Consider the following 23654-nt stretch of genomic DNA (forward strand, 5'->3'; position numbering starts at 1 on the left):
AAGACCCGCAAGCGCAGAGAAAGGCGCTCAGGCGGGATTGGGGCGAATCATCGCGACGGGGCAAGCGCCTGCAGCGCGGGGAACGCTGCAGACGCGATGTACGGTTAGCCGTGTTCGACCGAGCACAGCAGAGCGCTGTCCTGTTGATGGCGCTCCAGCGCCAGCTCGATTAGCCGGGTAATCAGTGCGCTATAGCTGATACCGCTGGCCTGCCAGAGTTTGGGATACATGCTGATGTTGGTGAACCCGGGCAACGTATTGATTTCATTAATGACCACTTCGCCGTCCGGCGTCAGGAAAACATCCACCCGCGCCATACCGCGGCATTCCAGCACCTGCCAGGCCTGTAGCGCCACGGCGCGGATCTGGTCGTTTATCGCCGGCTCCAGCGCCGCCGGCACTACCACCCGGGCGCCGTTATCGGCGATATATTTGGTGTCGTAAGAGTAGAAATCGTCGTTCAGGACGATTTCACCGCATACGCTGGCCTGCGGCTGCTCATTGCCCAGTACCGCGCATTCAATTTCCCGCCCAACAATGCCTTTTTCGACGATAACTTTGTGATCGAAGCGTAATGCCAGCGTTAGCGCGTCATGAAACTCCTGTTCGCTGGTCACCTTACTGACACCCACCGAGGATCCCTGGTTGGCGGGTTTGACGAACAGCGGCAGACCAAACTGTTGCACCAGTTCGGCAAAGGGCACGCGTTGCTGGCTGGCTCGCGTCAGAGTGATGAACGGCGCGATATTCAGACCGGCGTCGCGCAGCAGGCGCTTGGTTACGTCTTTGTCCATACAGGCCGCGGAGCTCAGCACGCCGGAGCCGACAAACGGCAGATTGGCCATGCGCAGCATTCCCTGCAGTGAACCATCCTCCCCAAGCGTGCCGTGGACGATCGGGAAGATAACGTCCACCTGCGGTAGCGCGCCGGCCTGCCTGGCGTCGATCAACTGATTGCGCTCCAGCCCTGGTACCAGCGCCAGCGTGTTTCCGGAATGATGGAGGGCAATGCGCGCCGGATCGTCGGCGTTGCGCAGGTAGTCGGAAGCATCATTGACATGCCACTGGCCCTGTTTATCAATCCCGAGCAGCAGTACGTCGAATTTCGTTTTATCGATGGCGTCGACGATATTTTTCGCCGACTGGAGAGAAACCTCATGTTCAGCCGATTTGCCGCCAAACACAATCCCCACGCGTAGTTTTGCCATGTCCTCTTCCACTTATTTAATCACCAGAGACCTGAGGCGCCAAAATAGCACGCCCACTGCGTGGTTCACACGCGAATAACAGACAAAATCAGTATGATACAGAGAGTGGTTATTCGCCATGGGCATAATCTGGCGGAATAACACATCAGATTCAGGGACGGAGGGATTTGTATGATAAGCTCTCGCAAGGCGCGACCCTCTGCTCGCTCCCGGTGACTGACTGGCGCAGGTTTGCCCTCCGACGCCGCTGTCAGCCTGTCTGATCGTAATCTTAGTGGCGCCGTCATGGAATCCTGGAAAGTCAATCTTATCTCCGTCTGGTTTGGCTGCTTTTTTACCGGCCTTGCTATCAGCCAGATTCTGCCTTTTCTGCCGCTGTATGTGGAACAACTGGGCGTCAGTTCCCATGAAGCGCTGTCCATGTGGTCCGGACTGACTTTCAGCGTCACGTTTCTGGTATCGGCGGTGGTCTCCCCTATGTGGGGCAGCCTCGCGGACCGTAAGGGACGCAAACTCATGCTGCTGCGTGCTTCGCTGGGGATGGCGATCGCCATACTGCTCCAGGCTTTCGCCACCAGCGTCTGGCAGCTCTTTATTCTGCGCGGGATCATGGGGCTGACCTCCGGCTATATCCCTAATGCCATGGCTCTGGTGGCTTCACAGGTGCCCCGGGAGCGCAGCGGCTGGGCGCTCAGTACCCTGTCTACCGGGCAGATCAGCGGCGTTATCGCCGGTCCGCTGATGGGGGGATTTATGGCCGATCATCTCGGGCTGCGTATGGTGTTTCTGGTCACGGCCAGCCTGTTAGTGGTGAGTTTTCTGGTCACGTTGTTTCTGATTAAAGAGGGGCCGCGCCCGCAGATTAAGAAAGGTGAGCGCCTGAGCGGCAAGGCGGTATTTGCGTCGCTGCCTTATCCGGGACTGGTGATCAGCCTGTTCATCACCACCATGGTGATTCAGATGTGCAATGGCTCTGTCGGCCCCATTCTGGCGCTGTTTATTAAAGCGCTGGAGCCGGAAAGTACCAATATTGCTTTTATGAGCGGCCTGATAGCCGCCGTCCCGGGGATTTCTGCGCTGATGTCGGCGCCGTGGCTGGGGAAGCTCGGGGATCGTATCGGCACCGCGCGCATCCTGATGGCGACGCTATGCCTGGCGGTAGTGTTGTTTTTTGCTATGTCGTTTGTTTCTTCGCCGCTGCAACTGGCGGTGCTGCGCTTTCTGCTTGGCTTCGCCGATGGCGCGATGCTGCCGGCGGTACAAACGCTGCTGGTCAAATTCGCCAGCGATCGGGTTACCGGGCGTATTTTTGGCTATAACCAGTCGTTTATGTACCTCGGGAACGTGGCTGGCCCGCTGATGGGGGCGGGGATTTCCGCGATGGCCGGATTCCGCTGGGTGTTTATCGCCACGGCGCTGGTGGTGCTTGTCAATATCGTCCAACTGGCCGTGGCGCTGCGCGCCAGACAGCGGCGCGAAGCCGCATCGTAAGCGTTATTTATCGATATATCATATATTAATATATTGCCCGCCGGGAAATAATTTCCGGGGGCAGCAATTATTTTTTTTGAAATACTTTATTTCCACATAAAGAATAATGGAATGAGTAAAACGTTTCGCTGAGCTATTTTTTGCAGAGCGGCTCACTTTTTTACAGATCGTATAAAAATAACAGGGGTAAGCTATGGGAAATGTTGCTCCTGAATGATAACGTCTTTCGACACATTGAAAGGGAATGCTGTTATGAAAAACTTAATAGCTGAGTTATTGGTTAAACTTGCGGAAAAGGAAGAAGAGTCCAAAGAGCTGGTTGCTCAGGTTGAAGCGCTTGAAATAGTGGTTACAGCGCTATTACGCCATATGACTCCCGGCGATCAACAGGCGCTGATTGCCAGCGTTGAAGGTGCGTTACAGGAAGCCGATACCGCTTCAGGCGTTTCTGAACGTGATTCTGAGCTACTGGAGCAATATATAAAAAAGTTGCTACGGCATCCGCGAAGCTAATGCGATTTTAACCAGCCGGCATATCCATCGCTTTTAGTTATGGCGCAAAGGATATGGCGTGCGTAATATATGACCTGCAGGCTATTAGCAGCCGGGCGGTTGCCGGGATAATAAATTAATATTTAACATCTGCTGTACTGATTTGGCGCATCGTCACCAGGCGTAACAAACCGGGCAGTGAAATAATCCGTTTGCCAATGGTTTTTTTCCGCAACTGGCGTCAGACTATAAGTGTAAAAACTGACAGGATGGTGCTATGAAGACAACATTAATAATGACACTGCTGGTGAGTGTGGTTGGGATAAGCGCGGCGCAGGCGGCTGAGAAGACGCTGACGCCGCAGCAACAGCGGATGGCGACCTGTAATCAGCAGGCCAGCGCTAAAGCCGTGAAGGGTGATGAACGTAAAGCGTTTATGAGCAACTGCCTGAAAGGCGGTAGTGAAGACGGAAAAGCCCTGACGCCGCAGCAGCAGAAAATGAAAGACTGTAACGCTCAGGCCGGAAAACAATCCCTGAGCGGCGATGCCCGTAAAACATTTATGAGCAGTTGCCTGAAGAAATAATCGCACGCCGCTGAGGCGCGATGTTATAGCGCTCTAATGCTAAAAGCGTGAACCGGTTTCACGCTTTTTTATTACCGGCAGAAAAATCCCTGTGGAGTTGCGCCAGCGGTAAAGGTGGGCCCGGCGACCCGGGACAGGCCGCCGACCGGTTCTGGCCGTCAGGACTTGCTCAGCCTCTCTGATTTCGCCATACATTTTTCCATGGCTTCAATCACCGCTGAACGGAAGCCTTTCTCTTCCAGTACCCTGACCGCTTCAATGGTGGTGCCGCCCGGGGAACACACCATATCTTTCAGTTCGCCGGGGTGCTTGCCGGTTTCCAGCACCATTTTCGCCGATCCCATCACCGCCTGGGCGGCAAATTTATAGGCCTGCGCCCGGGGCATACCGCCGAGCACGGCGGCGTCGGCCATCGCTTCAATAAACATAAACACATACGCCGGGGAAGAGCCGCTGATGCCGACCACCGGGTGAATCATCGGTTCGGCAATCACTTCCGCCTGGCCAAAACAGCGGAAGATATTCAGCGTGTCGGCAATATCTTCCGGCGTCACCAGCGCATTTGGCGTAATGGACGTCATACCGGCATTCACCAGCGCCGGAGTGTTAGGCATGGCGCGGACAATCTTGCGGTCATGGCCCAGCGCGCTCGCCAGTTGATCCAGCGTCACGCCGGCGGCAATGGAGATGACCAGCGTGTCTTTGTTGAGGCTGGAGGTCACTTCGCTGAGCACTTTTAACATGATGTTGGGTTTTACCGCCCCAAAAACGATATCGGCGATTTGCGCGACTTCCTGGGCGCTTTGCGCGCCGTTGATGCCGTACTGTTCGCGCAGAGCGGCGACGTTATCCGGCGATGGGGTATAGACCCAGATATTGCCTGCCGGTACCTGGCCGCTGGCGACGAGCCCGCCGAGAATCGCGGTTCCCATGTTGCCGCAGCCAATAAACCCGATTTTCTTATCCACTGTGGTTCTCCATTGTTGTCTTATCGTTGTCAGGAAGGGGATAGCTTAGCGCGCTTTCTGCCCTGCGGTAAGGTATTGCGGTGATTTCAGGGATGGCGCGCCGCCGGTGTGGGATGTTTTATCGGTCGCCGCTCGATAGCGGTTGCCAGAAGCGGGCGCGCGGGCAACAATCGGGGTTTCTGTGCGAAGTAAGGAATCATTGTGGCGATATGGGTGGATGCGGACGCCTGTCCGGGAGTGATTAAAGAAATTTTGTACCGTGCGGCGCAGCGAACCGCCACGCCGCTGACGCTGGTGGCTAATCAGCCGCTGCGGGTTCCGGCGTCGGAATATATCCGCACGTTGCGGGTCGCTGCCGGCTTTGACGTGGCGGATAATGAAATCGTGCGTCGCTGCACTCCCGGGGATCTGGTGATCACCGCGGATATTCCGCTGGCGGCCGAAGTGCTGGCGAAAGGGGCGGATGCGCTTAACCCGCGCGGGGAGCGTTACCGCCCGGAAACAATTCGCGAAAAGCTCACCATGCGCGACTTTATGGATACGCTGCGCGCCAGCGGTATCCAGACTGGCGGCCCGGCGGCGCTGGGACCCCGGGATCGCCAGCAGTTTGCCAGCGCTTTAGATCAGTGGTTACAGGCATCGCGCGCCTGAACGATCAAATCCAGCTGTCGTCATCGCCAAAGTCGTCGCCGCCAAAACTGTCATCGCTGGCATCGGCGTTACTGAATCCGTCATCCTGCGACCAGCTCGCGTCCTGAGAGGATAGCAGGTTGTCGTTGCCGGCGGCATCGGCCTGCGCCGTGTCGCCGCTCCCCAGGGGCGGTTGGTTAATGATATTGACCAGCTCTTGCGGCTGCGCCTGGCTGAACATACTGGTCAGCATGTTGCCCAGTACCACCCCCCCGGCGACGCCGGCGGCCGTTTGTAGCGCGCCGGCCAGAAAGCCGTTGCCGCGCGGCGCCTGAGCCGCTTGCGGTGTCTGGCCGACGGGGGGGGCGCTCTGGTATTGTTGGGCGCCGGGGATAGCGCCGGCGCCGCGATCGCCCGAGGTGCCGGGAACCGGACTGGCGCCGCGTGATTGTCCGCCGCCAAACAGTCCGGCGAGAAACCCGCCGCTGCTCTGGCGGGCGCTGTTTTGCAACCGGGTGACCTCACTTTCCAGCGCTTCAATGCGGCTGCTGAGCTGCTTGATCGCCGCTTCCTGGATCAGGATGGTCTGAGCCATATAATAGGGGGCGCCGGGCTGGTCGCGCAGGTGGTTGGCGATCAGCGTTTCAGCCGCGGCGTCGCGCGGGGCGCTGCCGTCTTCCGCCTGTTTCAGACGTGAAAAAAGTCCGTCAATGAGACGCTGTTCTTCAGATTGCATGATGGTTCCTCGGCTATTCAAAGTTCGGGCGTGTGGCGACCATTAAACAGATAGCGCCCGGATGCGTGAGTGATATAGTCCGGCAGTGTGCCGTAAAATCTGTTTGTGTCATTATATTGTTACGTAAATCTGTGAAAAATGTGTTTCCGGGAAAATTGTGTCGTCATGCTTGAGGTCGCGTTACGCTTTCGGGTATGGTGGCAGCCCGGAACTGTGGTATTTTTCCTTTACAGCTTACACGGCAGGGAATGCGCCAGTGGTGCGGTCAACAGTAGATAATTTGTTGAGTTGTCATTATTTATTTACAGAATAGTTCATTGTCCCGGTGGCTGACGATGTCAGCGCGATGGGTTTTTTATCCGGCGCCTGCGCAGACGTAAAGGTTGCCTGAATGTATTAAAGAGGATCTACCCCCGATGACCGAACCGGTTTTTTTAGTCGGCGCCCGCGGTTGCGGAAAAACGACAGTGGGAAAAGCGCTGGCGGAGGCGATGGGCTCCCGTTTCGTGGATACCGATCGCTGGTTAACGGAAACCACGGGTATGACGGTAGCTGAAATGGTGGCGCGCGACGGCTGGCCCGGATTTCGCCGCCGGGAAGGGGAAGCGCTGGCGGCGGTGACCGCGCCGGGGCTGGTGGTGGCGACCGGCGGGGGTATGGTGCTGGCGGAAGCGAACCGCCAGTATATGCGCGAACGCGGTACGGTGATTTACCTCAAGGCGCCGGCGCACATTCTGGCGCATCGGCTGGAAGCTTTTCCGGAAGAGGGACAGCGCCCGACATTAACCGGGCGGCCGATCGCCGATGAGATTGTTGAAATTCTCCACGCCCGGGAAGCGCTTTACCACCAGGCCGCGCATCATGTTATTGATGCCGCCCGCGCGCCGCAGAGCGTGGTGGCGGATATTCTGGCGGCGCTACCGGTAGCCAGAGCCAGTTAACCGCAATATTCGCAGGCGACGTTCATCCGGTTTTCTGCCGACATGGATGTCGCTGCTGTATTTCCCCTGCAATACGTTATTTTTGGTCGCAAATAAGATAATTCAGGCGGCATATTCTGAAAAATAACCGATTGCCCTTTCTGCGACATCTTTTGACCTCTCTCTGTGTTAATGAACCGTTAATATTAAATTTCAGGCAACATTTCTTACCGCTGGCGCAGCGGGCGCGGAATAAACTGCTACGCTTTTTTGGTTAATTTATGATCAGTGAGCGACATTAAAGGCGCGCGGTTTTCTGAGGAAAAGCCGCAGACGGCAGCGGGTAGTAAAGCAGTAGAGATAAGGCGGAATCATGATAAATACAAAGCTGGCGATCCTTACGGTTGGCGTATTACCGATGGAGGAGGTTCTGCCGCTCCTGACGGAACATATTGCGCAACAGCAAATTCACCATATTTGCCTGTTGCAGGGACTCTCGGCGCATGAGGTGGAGGAGGAGTACGGTGCTCAGCCCGGCGAGGAAACGCTCCTGACGGTGCTGGAAGATTTACAACTGGCGCATCTGTCGCTGAGTAAAGTAGAAAATGCGCTGCGTAATGTCATTACGCTACTGGATAACCAGGGTTTTGATGTCATCATGCTGATGAGTAATGGCCGCTTTTCTCCCTTAACGACCCATAACGCGATTTTGCTGGAGCCGGAGCGCATTGTTCCGCCGCTGGTGGCGTCGATTGTCGACGGGCACCAGGTGGGGATTATTGTGCCGGTCGAGGAATTGCTGGCCTCTCAGCAGGAGAAATGGCAGTTCCTGGACACCGGGCCGCACTATGCGCTGGCGAATCCAATCAACGGCACCCGGGAAAATCTGCTTCAGGCAGGCCGGGAACTGGTCGATCGCGGTGTGGATGTGGTGGTGCTGGATAGTCTGGGATACCACCAGAAACACCGGGATATTCTGCAGAAAGCCTTTGATATTCCGGTGCTGTTGTCCCATGTGCTGGTGGCGCGACTGGCGTCGGAGCTGCTGGTGTGAGGCGCGGCAATAAAGTGCGTGACAGAGGCTTGCGGCGCCCTCTATATTGTTTTTTCAGTTATTTTTCAAACAGGGCCGCGCCATGCTACAGAGTAATGAGTATTTCGAAGGGAAAGTGAAGTCTATCGGGTTTACCAGCAGCAGCACCGGCCGCGCCAGCGTGGGCGTGATGGAGCAGGGGGAATACACCTTCGGCACCGGCCAGCCGGAAGAAATGACCGTAGTGAGCGGCGCCCTGAGAGTGCTGCTGGCGGGCGAGATTGAGTGGAAAGTTTACGCGGCGGGAGAGGTGTTTCATGTGCCCGGCCAGAGCGAATTCCACCTTCAGGTGGCGGAACCCAGCGCCTATCTGTGCCGCTATCTGTAACCGCCTTACGGTGTGAAACAGACTGTTCAGAAGCCCAAAAATCTGTTTTTGGGCTTTTCTGTTGCCGGCTCAGCGCTGCGCTTCGCCGCCTAATCCTTCCACCAGACTTTCAATCAGAGCCGCCAGCTCGCCGGTCATCAGCGTGAAGTCAGCGTCAAAGCGCTGGGCGACATCTTCGCGGTCAATATCGTCATTTTGATCGCGCAGTTCGTCGGCGAATTTCAACCGTTTCACAGAACCGTCGTCGCAGATGATGAACTGGATGCGCTGCTGCCAGTCGAGGGCCAGTTTGGTGACCACTTTGCCGGCCTCAATATGCACCGCGATCTCGTCGCTGACCAGATCCTGTTTTTTGCAGCGGATCACCCCGCCGTCTTCGAGGATTGCTTTCAGTTCGGCTTCATCCAGCAACTGGAAGCCCTGCGGCACTTTGCCGGAACGCACCCATTCCGTCAGGGTTAACTCAATCGGGGTTTCCAGCGTCAGCGGAACCACCGGCAGGGAGCCGAGGCTTTTGCGCAGCAGCGCCAGGGTATCTTCCGCCTTTTTGGCGCTGGCGCAGTCAACCATGATCAGACCGTTGGCGGTGTCTATCCACATCATGGTCTGGCTGAAGCGGCTGAAGGCGCGCGGCAGCAGAGAATGCAGCACTTCGTCCTTCAGGGCGTCTTTTTCCGTTTTCTTCAGCTTGCGGCCCTGATCGGCTTCCAGCTTATGGATTTTGGCTTCCAGCGCCTGTTTAATCACCGGCGTGGGCAGAATTTTTTCTTCTTTACGGGCGCAGATAACCAGTTGCCCGTTGCTGGCGTGGGTCAGGGCGTCGCTCTGTGAGCCCATCGGCGGTACCCAGCCGGTTTTGGCCATATCCTGACTACCGCACGGGGTAAAGGAGAACAGCGCCAGTTGCTTTTCGACCTCATCCGCCCGCAGCGGAATGTCGCGGTTTAAGCGATAAACCATTACATTTTTGAACCACAGCATGATTGTCTGCCTTGTGCCTTATCAAACGCAGCGGGCATGATAGCGGATTCGCCGCCAGGTTTCATGATGTTTCCCGGCGGCTGGCCGTATTTGCGCGACAGCTCTCACCGCGGTGGGAGGTGAGCCACAACCGATCAGAAGGAGTAACGAGTGCGTATTGGTATTGATTTAGGCGGGACCAAAACAGAAGTGATCGCCCTCGCGGATAGTGGCGAACAGTTATTCCGTCATCGGCTGCCCACGCCGCGTAATGACTACCGACAAACCATTGAAACTATTGCCACGCTGGTCAGCCAGGCGGAACAAGAGACCGGGCAGCAGGGGAGCGTAGGGGTGGGGATCCCGGGCTCGCTGTCGCCATACAGCGGTCTGGTGAAAAACGCCAATTCCACCTGGCTTAACGGCCAGCCTTTCGATAAGGATCTGGCGCAGCGTCTGGAGCGCGAGGTGCGTATCGCCAATGACGCTAACTGCCTGGCGGTATCCGAAGCGGTAGACGGCGCGGCGGCGGGGGCGCAAACGGTGTTTGCGGTGATTATCGGCACTGGCTGCGGCGCCGGCGTGGCGATAAATGGCCGTTGTCACACCGGCGGCAACGGTACCGCCGGCGAGTGGGGACATAATCCGCTGCCGTGGATGGATGATGATGAGCTGCGCTTTCGGGTGGACGTCCCTTGTTATTGCGGTAAACAGGGCTGCATCGAAACCTTTATTTCCGGGACCGGTTTTGCCACTGATTACCAGCGCCTGAGCGGCCAGACGCTGGCCGGTAACGAGATTATGGCGCGGGCGGCGCAGGGCGACGCTTTGGCCGGGCAGGCCATCCGCCGCTATGAGCAGCGGCTGGCCAAATCGTTGGCGCATGTGATTAATATCCTCGATCCGGATGTGATTGTCCTCGGGGGCGGGATGAGCAATGTCGAACGTCTCTACCAGACGGTACCGGCGCTGGTGAAGCCCTGGGTATTCGGCGGCGAATGTGAAACGCCGATACGCCAGGCATTGCACGGAGATTCCAGCGGCGTGCGCGGCGCGGCCTGGCTGTGGCCGCTGGAGCAGTAAAGCGGGCCACGGCAGGCGGCCCGGCATTCTCTGGCGGGGAGCGCTTATTCTACCGCGTACTGGCGGGCCAGACGGCTGACGCCGAGACCGTTCATCTTGCGGACTTTTATCTGTACCGGGATGCGCTCTTTCATCGCCTCGACGTGGCTGATAACGCCGATGGTTTTGCCGCTGGCGTTCAGCGCGTCAAGGGCGTCCAGCGCGGTATCCAGCGTTTCGGCGTCGAGGGTGCCGAAGCCTTCGTCCAGAAACAGTGAATCAATACGCGTGCGGTGGCTGACCAGATCGGACAGCGCCAGAGCAAGGGCGAGGCTGACCAGGAAGCTTTCACCGCCGGACAGCGTGCGGGTATCGCGCAGCGCGTCCGCTTGCCAGGTATCCAGCACTTCCAGCTCAAGGGCCTCGCCTGCTTTACGCTGCAGCAGGTAGCGCCCGTGCAGGCGGTTCAACTGTTTGTTGGCCAGCCAGACCAGATTGTCCAGCGTCAGCCCCTGGGCAAATTTGCGGAATTTATCCCCCTCTTTTGAACCGATCAGGTTATTGAGAATCCCCCAGTCTTCCAGATGGCGCGCCGCGGCATCGATCTCAGCGCGTAGCGCCAGTTGCTGCTGGCGATGCTGATCGTCGGCGCGCAATTGTTGTTGGATCTCCCCCTGCCGGGTGTTGTTGTCGCGCAACTGTTGGCCAACCGCGGTAAGCTGCTGCTCTGTCCAGGGCTGGGTCTGCTGTTCGGTCAGCCAGGCGGGACGGCGCGCCTGGTGGGCCGCCAGCGCCTCCTGTGCCTGCTGCGCCAGGGTAAGCTGGTGCTGCAACTGGCGCCCCAGCTCGCTTTTTTGCTGTTCCAGCGCCGCGCAGGTTTTTTCGTCCAGCAGGGCGTCGAGAAACTCACTCTCCCCGGCAAACGGGCTGGCTTCCAGCGCGGCGTGGAAACGCTGGTGGGCTGTTGCGCTAAGGGCGCTCTCCTGCTCCAGTTGGCTATCGAGGCTTTTTTGCTCGCCGAGCAACGCCTGGCAGGCGCTGTGGATCTGCTGCCAGTTATCAAGGGGCGGCGCGGGCGTATCCGTTGCGGCGGCGTCCGGCTCTTGCGGCAGAGTGGCAAGCAGGTGCCGGAGCTGTGATTGCTGTTCACGCAGACGGGCCTGTTGTTCCTGATGCTCCTGCCAGAGGCGCGTTTCCGTTTCGCGCTGCGCCAGCCACGCGCTCTCTTCCTCACTGTCGGGGCAGGTTAGCTGGTAGCGACTCAGGGTTTCCGTCAGCCGCTGCTGCTGGGACTGCATCTCCTGATGTTGCTGCTCAAACTGCTGTTGCAGGGCGTGGAGCTGGCTCTGGCGCATTTGCCGCTGGGCCAGGCGATGCAACTGCTGTTCATGGTGCTGCTGTGCCGCCAGCCAGTCATCGGGGCTTGCGCCTGGGGACAGGTCGACAGCCAGCGCGGCGCACAGCGTTTGCCAGTTGGCGATACCGGCCTGCTCTTCCTGAGCCAGTTGCTGGATTTCGGTTTCCAGCGCTTTTTGCCGGACGAGCAACGCTTCCTGCTGGCCGCGCTCCCGGGCGCCCTGTTCTTTCAGGGCATCGACCTCTTTTTCCAGCGCCGCCAGACGCTGCTGGTTTTCCCCGGGCTGTAGCGCCTGGTATTCCGCTACCGCCGGATGCTGTGTGGAGCCGCACAGCGGACAGGGGCGCCCGGGCTGCAGGCGGGCGCGCTCGGCTTCAAGACGCAGAATGATCTCTTCCTGGCGGCACAGGGTTTTAACATCGTTAAGCTGTTGCTGCTGCTCTTTATATTGCTGACGACGCCGGGCCAGGGTCTCTTCGAGGGTCTTCAACTGCGCGGCGCCGTCGTTAAGCGCCGCTCGCTGGCGCGTCAGCGTTTCGCGCAGCGGTATCAGCCGGGCGTGCAGCGTGGTGAGCTGCTGACGCAGCGGGCGTTGCGTTTCCAGTCGCTGCAGGGCGGCGGTTAGCGCGTCGCTGCTCAGTCTGAGCGTGGTATCGGGCAGCGCCGCCAGCGCCTGCTGGTCGCGGGCGATTTGCTTCTGCAGCGTCTGTAGCTGGCGCGCATCGCGCTGGCGTTGGGTAAAGGCGGCGCGCCAGCCAGTCAGTTCGCTGCTCAACAGGCGGTAACGATCATGCTGTTGCAGCCAGTCATTCAGGGCGGCGTTTTGCGTTTCCAGCGCGACAGATTCATGCTGTGCCTGGCGGCGGATCGCCCGGCGCTGCGCCAACGCCTCCTGTAAGCGAGTATTTACTTCTTCACGGCGGCGGCGGGTGCTCTCCCGCTGCTGGTCGATCTCCTGGCGGCGCGACCATTCCGGGCGCAGCTTCGCCGCCGGGAGGGCGAGGGTTAATTTCTCCAGCGCCGGGCGGGCGTTCTCCAGCGCCTGTCTGGCCTGTGCGGCGCCCTGAACGGCGCTGTCGCTGGCGCTGCGCCAACTGTCTAACTGGTTCAGCCACTGCTGGCTGGCTCGCAACTCCTGCTGCTGTTGCAACAGGCGCTTCTCTTGTTCAGTGAGTACCTGCAAACCTGACTGTAACTGCTGGCGCTGCTCGTCGGTCAGCAGCGTGACGCCGGCGGCTCTGGCTTCCAGATGCTCCAGTTGCGTTTTAGCCTGTTTGTGTTTTTCAAAAACCGCGGCGGACAGGCGACCATAGATTTCAGTGCCGGTGAGCTCTTCGAGCAGTTCGGCGCGTTCTTTGGGATCGGCATTAAGAAATGCCGCAAACTGCCCCTGGGATAACAGCATTGAGCGCGTAAAGCGATCGTAATCCAGCCCGGTGAGACTGGCGATATACTCCAGTTTATCTTTCACTTTGTCAGCGACGATTTTGCCATCGGCGCAGCGCGCCAGCTCCACCCGCGGCGCCTGCAGGTTGCCGTCCGGCTGATTACGCGCTCGGTTCTGGCTCCAGAAGGCGCGCCAGGCGACGCCTTTGACGTCGAACTCGACTTCGGCAAGGCACTCCGCGGTGTCGCGGGTCATCAGATCGTTGCGCGACTGGGAGATGGTGTCGAGGCGCGGCGTCTTGTGGTACAGCGCCAGGCAGATGGCGTCCAGCAGGGTGGTTTTACCGGCGCCGGTCGGGCCGGTAATGGCGAACAGCCCGTTGCTGGCGAAGGGTTCGGCGGTGAAATCGATTTTCCACTCGCCTTTCAGCGAGTTGAGGTTTTTCAGGCGCAGACTAAGAATTCTCATACCGACGCCTCCTCATCCAGCCCGTGCAGGGTCTCGCGCAGCAGGGCGCGCAGTCGCTCCTGATGCGGTTCGTCAAGGGTTTCCAGCGCCAGGCGACGCTCAAAAACATCCTCAACGCTCAGTTCGCTGAGGGTTTCGCTGTGCAGCCGCTCAAGGGCGCGCTGGCGCTGCTCCCGGGAGCGACGCAACAGGATGATCTCCACCGGCAGCGATTCGGTGATGTGCTGGATTTTTTTCTGAATATCATGCAGATAGTCGTCGGTGACGACCTCAATGTCCAGCCAGGTCGTGGGCTGCGCGGGGGCGTCCCGCCAGGCGGCCAGCTGGTTTTCAATTTCCCCGAAAGAACCTTTGACCACCGCCAGCGGCTGGCTGACCGGAACTTCCAGAGGCGTCACGCTCTCCAGCGCGCCATGGCTGAAGGTCACCAGATTCACGCTTTTGGCGGCGCCGGTTTCGTCAAAGCTGAGCGGGATTGGCGAGCCGCTGTAGCGGATATGCTCGCTGCCGCCGATGCGCTGGGGCCGGTGAATATGCCCGAGCGCAATGTAATCCGCCGGCGGGAAATTGCGCGCCGGGAAGGCTTCAAGGGTACCGATATAGATGTCGCGCACCGCATCGCTTTTGCTGGCGCCGACGGTGGTCAGGTGGCCGGTGGCCACCACCGGCAGCGACTGGTCGCCGCGCAGCGCGCAGGCGGCCTGCCAGCACTGCTGGTAATAGTCGGTCATCGCTTCCAGCAATTGTTGCTGTTTTTCGGCGCCGGACAGCCCCGCCTGGCTGCGAATGATATCCCGCGGACGTAAATAGGGGATGGGGCACAGCACCGCGCCTGCGCTGCCATCCCGGCAATGCATCATGGTCGCCTGAACGTCGGTGCCGGCGTACACTCGGGTATTGAGGCAGGCCAGTAGTTCCCGGGATTCATTCAGCGTGGCGACGGAATCGTGATTACCCCCCAGTACGTGGAGTTCGCAGCCAATGCCCTGCAGTTGCACCACAAAACGGTTATACAATTCCCGGGCATAGCTGGGCGGCGAACCGGTATCAAAGATATCGCCGGCGACAATGATCGCGTCAACCTGATGGCGCTCCACCGCCTCCAGCAGCCAGTTCAGGAAAGCCTGATGTTCCGGGGCGCGGCTGCGGGTGTAAAAATTCTGACCCAGATGCCAGTCTGACGTATGAATAAGGCGCATAACCGTTTCCAGTGGCGAAAAAGCATGGGGGCGATTATATACTTGTCATCTCCGGGATGCAGAAATGTTGGTACACAGGACGTTTTGACTGTCATAAATACCCGGCCCGCAGGTCATATATTCGTCATACTCGTTATTATCGACGGGTATTTAATTCTGCGTATTGCAGCCGTTTTCCTGTATTAAGGCCCGGCGGCGGCCCAACTTTCGCCACCGGATAAAACGGTCATCTTTTTCATAAATCTGTCATAAAACTGACGCATAATGGCCGCGCATTGAGTTCCGATAGCTAATTTAACAGGGTAAATCATGGCGAAACGCATACTGGTCGTGGAAGATGAGGCGCCAATTCGTGAAATGGTGTGCTTCGTGCTGGAACAAAACGGTTTTCAGCCAATAGAAGCAGAAGATTATGACAGTGCGGTAAATCAGCTTAACGAACCCTGGCCGGATCTGATTTTGCTGGACTGGATGTTACCCGGCGGTTCCGGTATTCAGTTTATTAAACACCTCAAGCGAGAAGCGCTGACCCGGGATATTCCGGTGATGATGCTGACCGCGCGCGGCGAAGAAGAAGATCGGGTGCGCGGTCTGGAGACCGGCGCGGACGATTATATCACCAAGCCGTTTTCCCCCAAGGAACTGGTAGCGCGCATTAAAGCCGTAATGCGGCGGATTTCGCCAATGGCGGTGGAAGAGGTCATCGAAATCCAGGGGCTGAGCCTCGATCCCTCCTCACACCGGGTGATGACCGGGGAAAATCCGCTGGACATGGGGCCCACGGAGTTCAAACTACTACACTTCTTTATGACACATCCCGAGCGGGTCTACAGCCGGGAACAACTGCTCAACCACGTCTGGGGCACCAATGTTTACGTGGAAGATCGCACCGTGGATGTGCACATTCGCCGGCTACGTAAAGCGCTGGAACACAGCGGCCATGATCGCATGGTCCAGACTGTACGCGGCACCGGGTATCGGTTTTCCGCCCGTTTCTGATAATTTGACTGGAGTGTGACAGGTGCTGGAAAGACTGTCATGGAAAAGACTGGTACTGGAACTGGTACTATGCTGCCTGCCGGCGCTGATTCTGGGCGCGATATTTGGCTTTTTGCCGTGGTTTTTACTGGTCGCGGTCACCGGGCTGTTGGTCTGGCATTTCTGGAACCTGCTGCGGCTCTCCTGGTGGTTATGGGTGGATCGCAGTATGACGCCGCCCCCCGGCAAGGGAAGCTGGGAGCCATTGCTGTACGGTCTACACCTGATGCAGGTGCGCAATAAAAAGCGTCGCCGGGAACTGGGAAGTCTGATCAAACGTTTTCGCAGCGGCGCCGAGTCGCTGCCGGACGCGGTGGTGCTGACCACCGAAGAAGGCACGATTTTCTGGTGTAACGGCCTGGCGCAGCAACTGTTGCACCTGCGTTGGCCGGACGATAACGGCCAGAACATCCTTAACCTGCTGCGTTACCCGGAATTCAGCCAGTATCTGAAGGCGCGCGATTTCAGTCGCCCGCTTAACCTGGTGTTGAATAACGGCCATCATATTGAGTTCCGCGTGATGCCTTACAGCGATAGCCAGTGGTTGATGGTCGCCCGGGACACTACCCAGATGCATCAACTGGAAGGCGCGCGGCGTAACTTTTTCGCCAACGTCAGTCATGAACTGCGTACGCCGCTGACGGTGTTGCAGGGCTACCTGGAGATGATGCAGGACCAGGAGATGCCCGGCCAGTTGCGCGATAAGGCGCTGCATTCGATGCGCGAGCAAACCCAGCGCATGGAAGGGCTGGTGAAACAACTGTTGACGTTATCAAGGATTGAAGCGGCGCCGGCGCTGAAGCTGAATGAAAAAATCGATGTTCCGCTGCTGTTGCGCCAGCTGGAACTGGAAGCGCAAACCCTGAGCCACGGTCGCCATCAACTGACCTTTAATGTTGATCCGGCACTGAAAGTGTTGGGGAATGAAGAGCAACTGCGCAGCGCCATCTCTAATCTGGTGTATAACGCCGTGAATCACACCCCGGACGGTACTCACATTACGGTAGAGTGGCGCCGGATATCCCAGGGGGCGGCGTTCAGCGTCCGGGACGATGGACCGGGTATTGCCGCGGAACATCTGCCGCGCCTGACCGAGCGCTTCTACCGGGTGGATAAGGCGCGCTCGCGCCAGACCGGCGGCAGCGGCCTGGGACTGGCGATTGTCAAACACGCCCTCGGTCACCATGATACGCGGCTGGATATCGAAAGCGCGCCGGGTAAGGGCGCCTGTTTTTCGTTTGTGTTGCCCGCCAGGCTAATTGTGAACGGGGATACGCACAGCGCTTCATCGACGCCCTCCTCGGTGTAAAGCGTCACGCCAGATTGACACTTGCGGGTGGCTGTCTGGCGGTTAATCATTGGCGGGTAAAATCTTTTCACGGGTGGTTGTTTTTTGTCCGCACGATAAGCCGGGATTATTTCCTGATGCTGGATAATGATGCTAATGCTGTCGCTATTTTTAGCAAATCCATCTGGTTTTTGGATCCGTTATTGCCTTCAAACGCTATAAGCGTTCTAATTAGCCCCCAATTGATGTCAGACTCTCCAGAATTGCGTGGTAATTCGAATAACTCTTCTTCACCATCGCGCCCTGAGAAGCATTTCTCGCTGTGATTTTCTGATATTGCCATTTTTTCGCCAGATCCCTGGCGGCAAAAAATGAATGTTTTCAACATCACGCATCCACAGGCAGTTATTTATTTATGACCCGTCATTTAAAACCACGCGACATCCTTGCACTGGGCTTTATGACCTTTGCGCTGTTTGTCGGCGCCGGTAACATTATTTTTCCCCCGATGGTTGGCCTGCAGGCCGGTGAACACGTGTGGTGGGCATCGCTGGGCTTCCTGATCACCGCCGTTGGCTTGCCGGTATTGACCGTGGTGTCGCTGGCCCGGGTCGGCGGGGGGATGGACCTGTTAAGTACTCCGATTGGCCGCTATGCCGGGCTGCTGCTGGCGACGGTCTGCTATCTGGCCGTTGGGCCGCTGTTTGCCACGCCGCGTACCGCCACCGTGTCATTCGAAGTCGGTATTGCGCCGCTGACCGGCGACGGCTGGCTGCCGCTGTTTATCTATAGCCTGATCTATTTTGTGCTGGTGATCGGCATTTCCCTGTATCCGGGAAAACTGCTGGATACCGTCGGCCACTTCCTGGCGCCGATTAAGATACTGGCGCTAATTGTGCTGGCGGTTGCCGCCATCATCTGGCCCGCCGGCGGGATCAGTACCGCGACCGAAGCCTATCAGAACGCGGCGTTTTCCAACGGCTTCGTCAACGGCTATCTGACCATGGATACCCTTGGCGCACTGGTGTTCGGTATTGTGATTGTTAACGCCGCCCGCTCGCGCGGGGTGACCGAAGCGCATCTGCTGACCCGCTATACTATCTGGGCCGGGCTGATTGCCGGCGTCGGACTGGCGCTGCTGTATCTGGCGCTGTTCCGCATCGGCTCGGATAGCGCGACGCTGGTGGAGCAGTCGGCGAACGGCGCGGCGATCCTTCATGCCTATGTTCAGCATACTTTCGGCGGGGCGGGCAGTTTCCTGCTGGCGGCGCTGATTTTCCTGGCCTGCATGGTGACGGCGGTAGGGCTGACCTGCGCCTGCGCCGAGTTCTTCGCCCAGTATCTGCCGGTCTCTTACCGGGCGCTGGTGTTTATTCTCGGCCTGTTCTCCATGGTGATTTCTAACCTTGGACTGAGCCAGTTAATCCAGATCTCGATCCCGATCCTGACGGCGATTTACCCGCCGTGTATCGTGCTGGTGGTGTTAAGTTTTACCCGGCCGTGGTGGCATAATTCGACGCGTATTATTGCGCCGGCGATGTTGGTAAGCCTGCTGTTCGGGATCCTCGACGGGGTTAAAGCGTCGGCCCTGAGCGGGTTACTGCCCGACTGGACCAGCCGTCTGCCGCTGGCGGAACAGGGGCTGGCGTGGGCCCTGCCAACGGTGGTGATAGTGGTCCTGTCGGTTATCTGGGACCGGGCAGCGGGGCGCCAGGTAACGTCCGCCGCTCACTGATCGAACGCTTTTTATTTAGCCACGGGGCCAGGCTCCGTGGTTTTTTTATGGTTGGATGGCATCAATGGAAAACAATTCGCTCAAACGCGGTTTGAGTACCCGACATATTCGGTTTATGGCGCTGGGGTCGGCGATTGGCACCGGGCTGTTTTACGGCTCGGCGGACGCCATCAAAATGGCCGGTCCCAGCGTTCTGCTGGCTTACATTATCGGCGGCGTCGCGGCGTACATTATTATGCGCGCGCTGGGTGAACTGTCGGTACATAACCCGGCGGCCAGCTCCTTCTCGCGCTATGCCCAGGAGAACCTGGGTTCGCTGGCGGGCTACATTACCGGCTGGACCTACTGCTTTGAAATCCTGATTGTGGCGATTGCCGATGTGACGGCGTTTGGCATTTATATGGGGGTGTGGTTCCCGACAGTGCCGCACTGGATATGGGTGCTGAGCGTGGTGCTGCTGATCTGCGCCATCAACCTGATGAGTGTCAGGGTGTTTGGCGAACTGGAGTTCTGGTTTTCGTTTTTTAAAGTCGCTACCATTATCATCATGATTATCGCCGGTTTCGGCATCATTATCTGGGGCATCGGTAACGGCGGCCAGCCCACCGGTATCCATAATCTGTGGAGTAACGGCGGCTTCTTTAGCAACGGCTGGCTGGGTATGGTTATGTCGCTGCAGATGGTGATGTTCGCCTATGGCGGAATTGAAATCATCGGCATTACCGCCGGGGAAGCGAAGGATCCGCAGAAATCGATCCCGCGCGCCATCAATTCGGTGCCGATGCGTATTCTGGTGTTTTACGTCGGTACCCTGTTTGTCATCATGTCTATCTATCCGTGGAATCAGGTGGGCACCAACGGCAGTCCTTTTGTGCTGACCTTTCAGCATCTGGGCATTACTTTCGCCGCCAGCATTCTGAATTTTGTGGTGTTGACCGCTTCGCTGTCGGCGATTAACAGCGATGTGTTTGGCGTGGGCCGTATGCTGCACGGTATGGCGCAGCAGGGTAGCGCGCCGCAGATCTTCGCGAAAACCTCGCGGCGCGGCATTCCGTGGGTCACGGTGGTGGTCATGACCGTGGCGCTGCTGCTGGCGGTCTATCTGAACTACATCATGCCGGAAAGCGTCTTTCTGGTGATCGCGTCGCTGGCGACGTTCGCCACCGTCTGGGTGTGGATCATGATTCTGCTGTCACAGATCGCCTTCCGCCGCCGTCTGTCGCCGGATGAGGTACGGGCGCTGAAATTCAAAGTGCCGGGTGGTGTGGTAACAACCACGGCGGGTCTGATCTTCCTGGTCTTTATTATCGGACTTATCGGTTATCACCCGGATACCCGCATTTCGCTGTATGTCGGCTGCGCGTGGATTGCATTATTGCTGATTGGCTGGTGGGTGAAGTGCCGCCGCGAGCGAACAATGGCCCGATAGCCGCGGGCGCCAGAGGGAGGCTGGCGCCGGGCTGTGTCGGCAATATTTTGATTTAGCAAATGATTTTCCCATCTGCCGGCTGTCGGCGGCAGACAGCCGATAGCCCGGAGCATCCCGTTCAGCGGGGGTTTTTCTCCTCCCCCGCTATCCTCCCCCTGATTCCTCCCGTAGTGATGAGTTATCCTTATTCTGCCTGTGGCAAGGTGGCGTCAATTTAATCTGGTGGAGACATATTATGTTACAGGCCTGGCATCTGGCGGTTCCCCCCTTTATACGCATCCATCACCAGCGGCTGCATATCTCACTGTGGCTGTCCGGCGACGCGTTGCCTGAGCGGGTGATGCTACGTTATGAAAATGATAATGAGGAGACGCCGATTGCGATGCGGCGCCATGAAGGCAGCGCTCCCGCCGGCGTCGTGGAGTGGCGTGGCGCTATTGATCTACAAAGCGGCCAGCCGCGGCGGCGCTATAGCTTTAAACTGCTGTGGGCCGATCGCCAGCGCTGGTTTACGCCGCAGGGATTGCGTGATTATCCCCCGGCGCGGCTGGAACAGTTCGCAATTGACGCGCCGGACGAGGGGCCGCAGTGGGTGCAGGATCAGGTGTTCTACCAGATTTTCCCCGACCGTTTTGCGCGTAGCGCTTCGCGGAGCGCGCAGCAGGACGAGGTGTACTATCACCACGCCGCAGGTCACGACATTATTCGCCGCGACTGGGCGGAACCGTTGACTGCGCAAGCGGGCGGCTCAACCTTTTATGGCGGCGATCTGAACGGTATTTGCGAAAAGCTACCGTATCTGAAAGCGCTCGGCGTGACGGCGCTGTATCTGAATCCGGTCTTTACCGCTCCCAGCGTTCACAAATATGACACCGAAGATTATCGCTCCGTCGATCCGCGCTTTGGCGGCGATGAGGCGCTGCTGCGCCTGCGTAGGGAGACCCGCGAGCAGGGCATGCGCCTGGTGCTGGACGGGGTGTTCAACCATAGCGGCGATAGCCACCCGTGGTTCGACAGAGCCGGCGCGTCACCGCAGGGCGCCAGCCAGAACCCGGCATCGCCATATCGCGACTGGTTCAGTTTTTCGCCGCAGGGGGAACCGCTGAGCTGGCTGGGGCATGCGCACCTGCCGAAACTGGACTATCGCTCGCCGTCGCTGGTGGAGGAGATCTATGGGGGAGAAAGCAGTATTGTGCGCCACTGGCTGCGTGAGCCGTGGGGGATGGATGGCTGGCGGCTGGATGTGGCGCATATGCTGGGCGAAGGCGGCGGCGCCGGCAACAATCTGCGCCATGTCGCGGGGATTACTCAGGCGGCGAAGGCAGTGAATCCTGAGGCCTATGTGGTGGGCGAGCACTTTGGCGATGCCCGCCAGTGGCTGCAGGCCGATGCCGAAGATGCGGCGATGAATTATCGCGGCTTTACCTTCCCGGTTTGGGGGTTTCTTGCCAATACCGATATTTCATACGATCCGCAGCAGATTGATGCCCGGACGTGTATCGAATGGATGGAAAATTACCGCGCCGGGCTGTCCCATCAGCAGCAATTGCGTATGTTTAACCAACTGGATAGCCATGATACCGCGCGTTTTAAATCGCTGCTGGGTAAAGATGTGGCGCGTCTGCCGCTGGCGGTGGTCTGGCTGTTCTGCTGGCCCGGGGTGCCATGCATCTATTATGGGGACGAAGTCGGACTGGATGGCAATAACGATCCATTCTGTCGTAAGCCGTTTCCGTGGGATGAAGCGCAGCAGGACAGCGACCTGTTGGCGCTTTATCAGCGTATGGCGCAGTTGCGTCGCCAGAGCCGCGCTCTGCGCCACGGCGGCTGTGCGGTTGTCTATGCCCGGGGCGATGTGGTGGTGTTTGTCCGCGTCTGGGGGGATGAGCGCATTCTGGTGGCGATTAACCGCGGCGCAGCGCAGCAGGTGACGCTGGCGGATGCACCTTTGCTGCCGGAAGGCGACTGGCGTCGTCTGCTGGGTGAGGCGTCTCGTGAAGGGATGCAGCTCCGGTTGCCTGAGATATCCGTCAGCCTGTGGCAGTGCTGATTCCGGCGCTGTCCGGCTTTTTCTCCCTGCGGCTGCGCGCTGCAGGGGGATACAGCAATTTCGCCGCGCTGATGAAATGACCTTTTCCTGAAACGCCTGTCTCTCCGCGTAGTTCCTGAAGAATAATACCCACACTGTATACGATATATTATTGAGCTGAATGTGTTGGCGAATAAACGGAATATTTGTGTGGGAAAGCGGCGTGAATAATAGCCCGCCGGAGATATTTCTCGGGCGGAATAATCGACCTGAAATTTCCCGCTATACTTTTTTGGGTTAACGACCCGGCAATCAGACGTAAATAGTGATTTTGCGATTTTATTTCAATGGGTTATCTGGTGGTGAGCCATTGCTATACCGCGCTGAATGCTGATGAAACTGCAGCGTCCGACAACAATGTTTATTGGGTGTCAGGCATTTAATAATATCCGGATCCGTTAGCTAAAATCGGTGAGGTTTTTAATACACCGGCGATTTCAAATTCGGCAGAAACAGAAAGTGTTAAGGATTATATCTGGCCGAAATAACGGGCAGTCGATCCTGATATAAAACCCGTTGTGGGTATTTACCGGGTTCACGGTGCGCCGCAGTGCAAGGCGTAATGGACTTCCCGGCGGGTTTTCACCCGCCCTGGCTGACAGCACAGGATATTCTGATGGTGGAAAATAAGCCGGTGACGCTGGTCATCACTCATGTGATTCCCGCCGATCAAACCGAACGTTATGAGGCATGGCTGGCCCGTATTGTCCCTGTCGCCGCCTCGTTTCCCGGGCACCTGGGAGCGAATGTGATTCGCCCCAGCGAAGGGCACAACGTCTGGAACATTATTATTCGCTTCGACACGCTGGAAAATCTCTATGCCTGGACCCAATCGTCGCAGCGCAAAGCGTTGGTGGAGGAAATCTCCCCCTGGCTGGCGCAGGGCGATCGCACCGAGATCCATAGCGAGGCGGCATTCTGGTTTACCCCGCCCGCGCCCAGGGTGCGCCAGCCGCCGCGCTGGAAGCAGTTCCTGATCACTCTGATGGTTATCTTTCCCAGTACCAATCTGGTGCCGTGGCTGACCGGTAGCCTATTCCCCGGACTGAAGGGGACCCTGTTGCTGCATCTGGTGAATGACGCCTGCGTCGTGGCGCTGGTGGTGTGGCTGTGGATGCCGCTGGTTACCCGCTGGTTTGCCGGCTGGCTGAAGAAATCCCCCCGGAATTAAGCGCCTGTAACCCAGGTCC

Annotated in this window: 21 protein-coding genes; 14 read left to right on the forward strand and 7 right to left on the reverse strand. The window is 58.0% G+C overall.

Features of this window, described 5'->3' with window-relative positions:
* Window positions 1-104: 104 nt before the first annotated feature.
* The gene (gene ddlA / locus AQ981_RS09465; RefSeq protein ID WP_058911498.1) at window positions 105-1208 is read right to left on the reverse strand and encodes a D-alanine--D-alanine ligase; all 1104 of its coding nucleotides are present in this window, start codon (window positions 1206-1208) and stop codon (window positions 105-107) included.
* 285 nt (window positions 1209-1493) lie between these two features.
* Between ddlA and AQ981_RS09470 the strand changes: the two genes are divergently transcribed.
* From AQ981_RS09470 to AQ981_RS09480, 3 genes are all read left to right on the forward strand, one after another.
* Window positions 1494-2699 (forward strand): multidrug efflux MFS transporter, encoded by a 1206-nt coding sequence (locus tag AQ981_RS09470; RefSeq protein WP_058911499.1) that lies wholly within the window; start codon window positions 1494-1496, stop codon window positions 2697-2699.
* A gap of 252 nt (window positions 2700-2951) precedes the next feature.
* Entirely contained in the window at window positions 2952-3212 is a 261-nt protein-coding gene (gene iraP / locus AQ981_RS09475; RefSeq protein ID WP_058911500.1) for an anti-adapter protein IraP, read from the forward strand.
* Between the two features lie 256 nt (window positions 3213-3468).
* On the forward strand, window positions 3469-3777 hold the full coding sequence (locus AQ981_RS09480) for a PsiF family protein (protein ID WP_058911501.1): 309 nt from the start codon (window positions 3469-3471) through the stop codon (window positions 3775-3777).
* Window positions 3778-3935: 158 nt separating this feature from the next.
* On the opposite strand, the gene proC is transcribed toward AQ981_RS09480, so the two are convergent.
* Entirely contained in the window at window positions 3936-4745 is an 810-nt protein-coding gene (gene proC, locus AQ981_RS09485; RefSeq protein ID WP_058911502.1) for a pyrroline-5-carboxylate reductase, read from the reverse strand.
* Between the two features lie 201 nt (window positions 4746-4946).
* On the opposite strand from proC, the gene AQ981_RS09490 reads away from it, so the two are divergent.
* On the forward strand, window positions 4947-5396 hold the full coding sequence (locus AQ981_RS09490) for a YaiI/YqxD family protein (protein WP_249226297.1): 450 nt from the start codon (window positions 4947-4949) through the stop codon (window positions 5394-5396).
* A gap of 4 nt (window positions 5397-5400) precedes the next feature.
* On the opposite strand, the gene AQ981_RS09495 is transcribed toward AQ981_RS09490, so the two are convergent.
* Window positions 5401-6111 carry a DUF2076 domain-containing protein gene (locus AQ981_RS09495; protein WP_058911504.1) on the reverse strand — a complete coding sequence of 237 codons (711 nt, stop codon included), beginning with the start codon at window positions 6109-6111 and terminating at the stop codon, window positions 5401-5403.
* A 416-nt stretch (window positions 6112-6527) separates the two neighbouring features.
* On the opposite strand from AQ981_RS09495, the gene aroL reads away from it, so the two are divergent.
* From aroL to ppnP, 3 genes are all read left to right on the forward strand, one after another.
* Window positions 6528-7052 carry a shikimate kinase AroL gene (gene aroL / locus AQ981_RS09500; RefSeq protein WP_058911505.1) on the forward strand — a complete coding sequence of 175 codons (525 nt, stop codon included), beginning with the start codon at window positions 6528-6530 and terminating at the stop codon, window positions 7050-7052.
* A gap of 355 nt (window positions 7053-7407) precedes the next feature.
* Window positions 7408-8085 carry an AroM family protein gene (locus AQ981_RS09505; protein ID WP_058911645.1) on the forward strand — a complete coding sequence of 226 codons (678 nt, stop codon included), beginning with the start codon at window positions 7408-7410 and terminating at the stop codon, window positions 8083-8085.
* Between the two features lie 82 nt (window positions 8086-8167).
* Window positions 8168-8452 (forward strand): pyrimidine/purine nucleoside phosphorylase, encoded by a 285-nt coding sequence (ppnP, locus tag AQ981_RS09510; protein WP_058911646.1) that lies wholly within the window; start codon window positions 8168-8170, stop codon window positions 8450-8452.
* A 69-nt stretch (window positions 8453-8521) separates the two neighbouring features.
* Here the strand turns inward: ppnP and rdgC are convergent, their stop codons facing one another.
* A complete protein-coding gene (gene rdgC / locus AQ981_RS09515) occupies window positions 8522-9433 on the reverse strand; it encodes a recombination-associated protein RdgC (protein WP_058911506.1) in 912 nt (303 codons plus the stop codon).
* 150 nt (window positions 9434-9583) lie between these two features.
* Between rdgC and mak the strand changes: the two genes are divergently transcribed.
* Window positions 9584-10495 (forward strand): fructokinase, encoded by a 912-nt coding sequence (gene mak, locus AQ981_RS09520; protein ID WP_058911507.1) that lies wholly within the window; start codon window positions 9584-9586, stop codon window positions 10493-10495.
* A 44-nt stretch (window positions 10496-10539) separates the two neighbouring features.
* Here the strand turns inward: mak and sbcC are convergent, their stop codons facing one another.
* Together sbcC and sbcD are read right to left on the reverse strand one after the other, a co-directional pair.
* A complete protein-coding gene (sbcC, locus tag AQ981_RS09525) occupies window positions 10540-13686 on the reverse strand; it encodes an exonuclease subunit SbcC (protein WP_058911508.1) in 3147 nt (1048 codons plus the stop codon).
* The gene (sbcD, locus tag AQ981_RS09530) at window positions 13683-14885 is read right to left on the reverse strand and encodes an exonuclease subunit SbcD (protein WP_058911509.1); all 1203 of its coding nucleotides are present in this window, start codon (window positions 14883-14885) and stop codon (window positions 13683-13685) included. Before sbcD ends, sbcC begins: the two co-directional genes overlap by 4 nt.
* 309 nt (window positions 14886-15194) lie before the next feature.
* Between sbcD and phoB the strand changes: the two genes are divergently transcribed.
* Together phoB and phoR are read left to right on the forward strand one after the other, a co-directional pair.
* The gene (phoB, locus tag AQ981_RS09535; protein WP_058911510.1) at window positions 15195-15884 is read left to right on the forward strand and encodes a phosphate response regulator transcription factor PhoB; all 690 of its coding nucleotides are present in this window, start codon (window positions 15195-15197) and stop codon (window positions 15882-15884) included.
* Window positions 15885-15906: 22 nt separating this feature from the next.
* Window positions 15907-17232 (forward strand): phosphate regulon sensor histidine kinase PhoR, encoded by a 1326-nt coding sequence (phoR, locus tag AQ981_RS09540; protein WP_058911511.1) that lies wholly within the window; start codon window positions 15907-15909, stop codon window positions 17230-17232.
* Between the two features lie 106 nt (window positions 17233-17338).
* Here phoR and AQ981_RS09545 read toward each other — a convergent pair whose 3' ends face one another.
* Window positions 17339-17599, reverse strand: coding sequence for a hypothetical protein (locus tag AQ981_RS09545; RefSeq protein WP_058911512.1), 261 nt, complete (start codon window positions 17597-17599; stop codon window positions 17339-17341).
* A gap of 27 nt (window positions 17600-17626) precedes the next feature.
* Here AQ981_RS09545 and brnQ point away from each other — a divergent pair, with 27 nt between their 5' ends.
* The 4 genes from brnQ (at window position 17627) to AQ981_RS09565 (ending at window position 23635) form a co-directional block, all read left to right on the forward strand.
* The gene (brnQ, locus tag AQ981_RS09550; RefSeq protein WP_058911513.1) at window positions 17627-18946 is read left to right on the forward strand and encodes a branched-chain amino acid transporter carrier protein BrnQ; all 1320 of its coding nucleotides are present in this window, start codon (window positions 17627-17629) and stop codon (window positions 18944-18946) included.
* Window positions 18947-19010: 64 nt separating this feature from the next.
* Window positions 19011-20375 carry a proline-specific permease ProY gene (proY, locus tag AQ981_RS09555; protein WP_058911514.1) on the forward strand — a complete coding sequence of 455 codons (1365 nt, stop codon included), beginning with the start codon at window positions 19011-19013 and terminating at the stop codon, window positions 20373-20375.
* A 235-nt stretch (window positions 20376-20610) separates the two neighbouring features.
* Window positions 20611-22425 (forward strand): maltodextrin glucosidase, encoded by a 1815-nt coding sequence (gene malZ, locus AQ981_RS09560; RefSeq protein ID WP_058911515.1) that lies wholly within the window; start codon window positions 20611-20613, stop codon window positions 22423-22425.
* 655 nt (window positions 22426-23080) lie between these two features.
* A complete protein-coding gene (locus tag AQ981_RS09565) occupies window positions 23081-23635 on the forward strand; it encodes an antibiotic biosynthesis monooxygenase (RefSeq protein ID WP_058911647.1) in 555 nt (184 codons plus the stop codon).
* Window positions 23636-23654 lie beyond the last annotated feature (19 nt).

It is taken from the genome of Entomohabitans teleogrylli (assembly GCF_001484765.1).
Taxonomy (GTDB): Bacteria; Pseudomonadota; Gammaproteobacteria; order Enterobacterales; family Enterobacteriaceae; genus Entomohabitans; species Entomohabitans teleogrylli.

Bases quoted from the DNA above. Each gene is read 5' to 3' on its own strand.
- ddlA (WP_058911498.1), bottom strand. From the start codon at position 1,208: ATGGCAAAACTACGCGTGGGGATTGTGTTTGGCGGCAAATCGGCTGAA.
- proY (WP_058911514.1), top strand. From the start codon at position 19,011: ATGGAAAACAATTCGCTCAAACGCGGTTTGAGTACCCGACATATTCGG.
- AQ981_RS09545 (WP_058911512.1), bottom strand. From the start codon at position 17,599: ATGTTGAAAACATTCATTTTTTGCCGCCAGGGATCTGGCGAAAAAATG.
- AQ981_RS09480 (WP_058911501.1), top strand. From the start codon at position 3,469: ATGAAGACAACATTAATAATGACACTGCTGGTGAGTGTGGTTGGGATA.
- aroL (WP_058911505.1), top strand. From the start codon at position 6,528: ATGACCGAACCGGTTTTTTTAGTCGGCGCCCGCGGTTGCGGAAAAACG.
- AQ981_RS09495 (WP_058911504.1), bottom strand. From the start codon at position 6,111: ATGCAATCTGAAGAACAGCGTCTCATTGACGGACTTTTTTCACGTCTG.
- AQ981_RS09470 (WP_058911499.1), top strand. From the start codon at position 1,494: ATGGAATCCTGGAAAGTCAATCTTATCTCCGTCTGGTTTGGCTGCTTT.
- rdgC (WP_058911506.1), bottom strand. From the start codon at position 9,433: ATGCTGTGGTTCAAAAATGTAATGGTTTATCGCTTAAACCGCGACATT.
- phoB (WP_058911510.1), top strand. From the start codon at position 15,195: ATGGCGAAACGCATACTGGTCGTGGAAGATGAGGCGCCAATTCGTGAA.
- sbcD (WP_058911509.1), bottom strand. From the start codon at position 14,885: ATGCGCCTTATTCATACGTCAGACTGGCATCTGGGTCAGAATTTTTAC.
- malZ (WP_058911515.1), top strand. From the start codon at position 20,611: ATGTTACAGGCCTGGCATCTGGCGGTTCCCCCCTTTATACGCATCCAT.
- ppnP (WP_058911646.1), top strand. From the start codon at position 8,168: ATGCTACAGAGTAATGAGTATTTCGAAGGGAAAGTGAAGTCTATCGGG.
- iraP (WP_058911500.1), top strand. From the start codon at position 2,952: ATGAAAAACTTAATAGCTGAGTTATTGGTTAAACTTGCGGAAAAGGAA.
- brnQ (WP_058911513.1), top strand. From the start codon at position 17,627: ATGACCCGTCATTTAAAACCACGCGACATCCTTGCACTGGGCTTTATG.
- sbcC (WP_058911508.1), bottom strand. From the start codon at position 13,686: ATGAGAATTCTTAGTCTGCGCCTGAAAAACCTCAACTCGCTGAAAGGC.
- AQ981_RS09565 (WP_058911647.1), top strand. From the start codon at position 23,081: ATGGTGGAAAATAAGCCGGTGACGCTGGTCATCACTCATGTGATTCCC.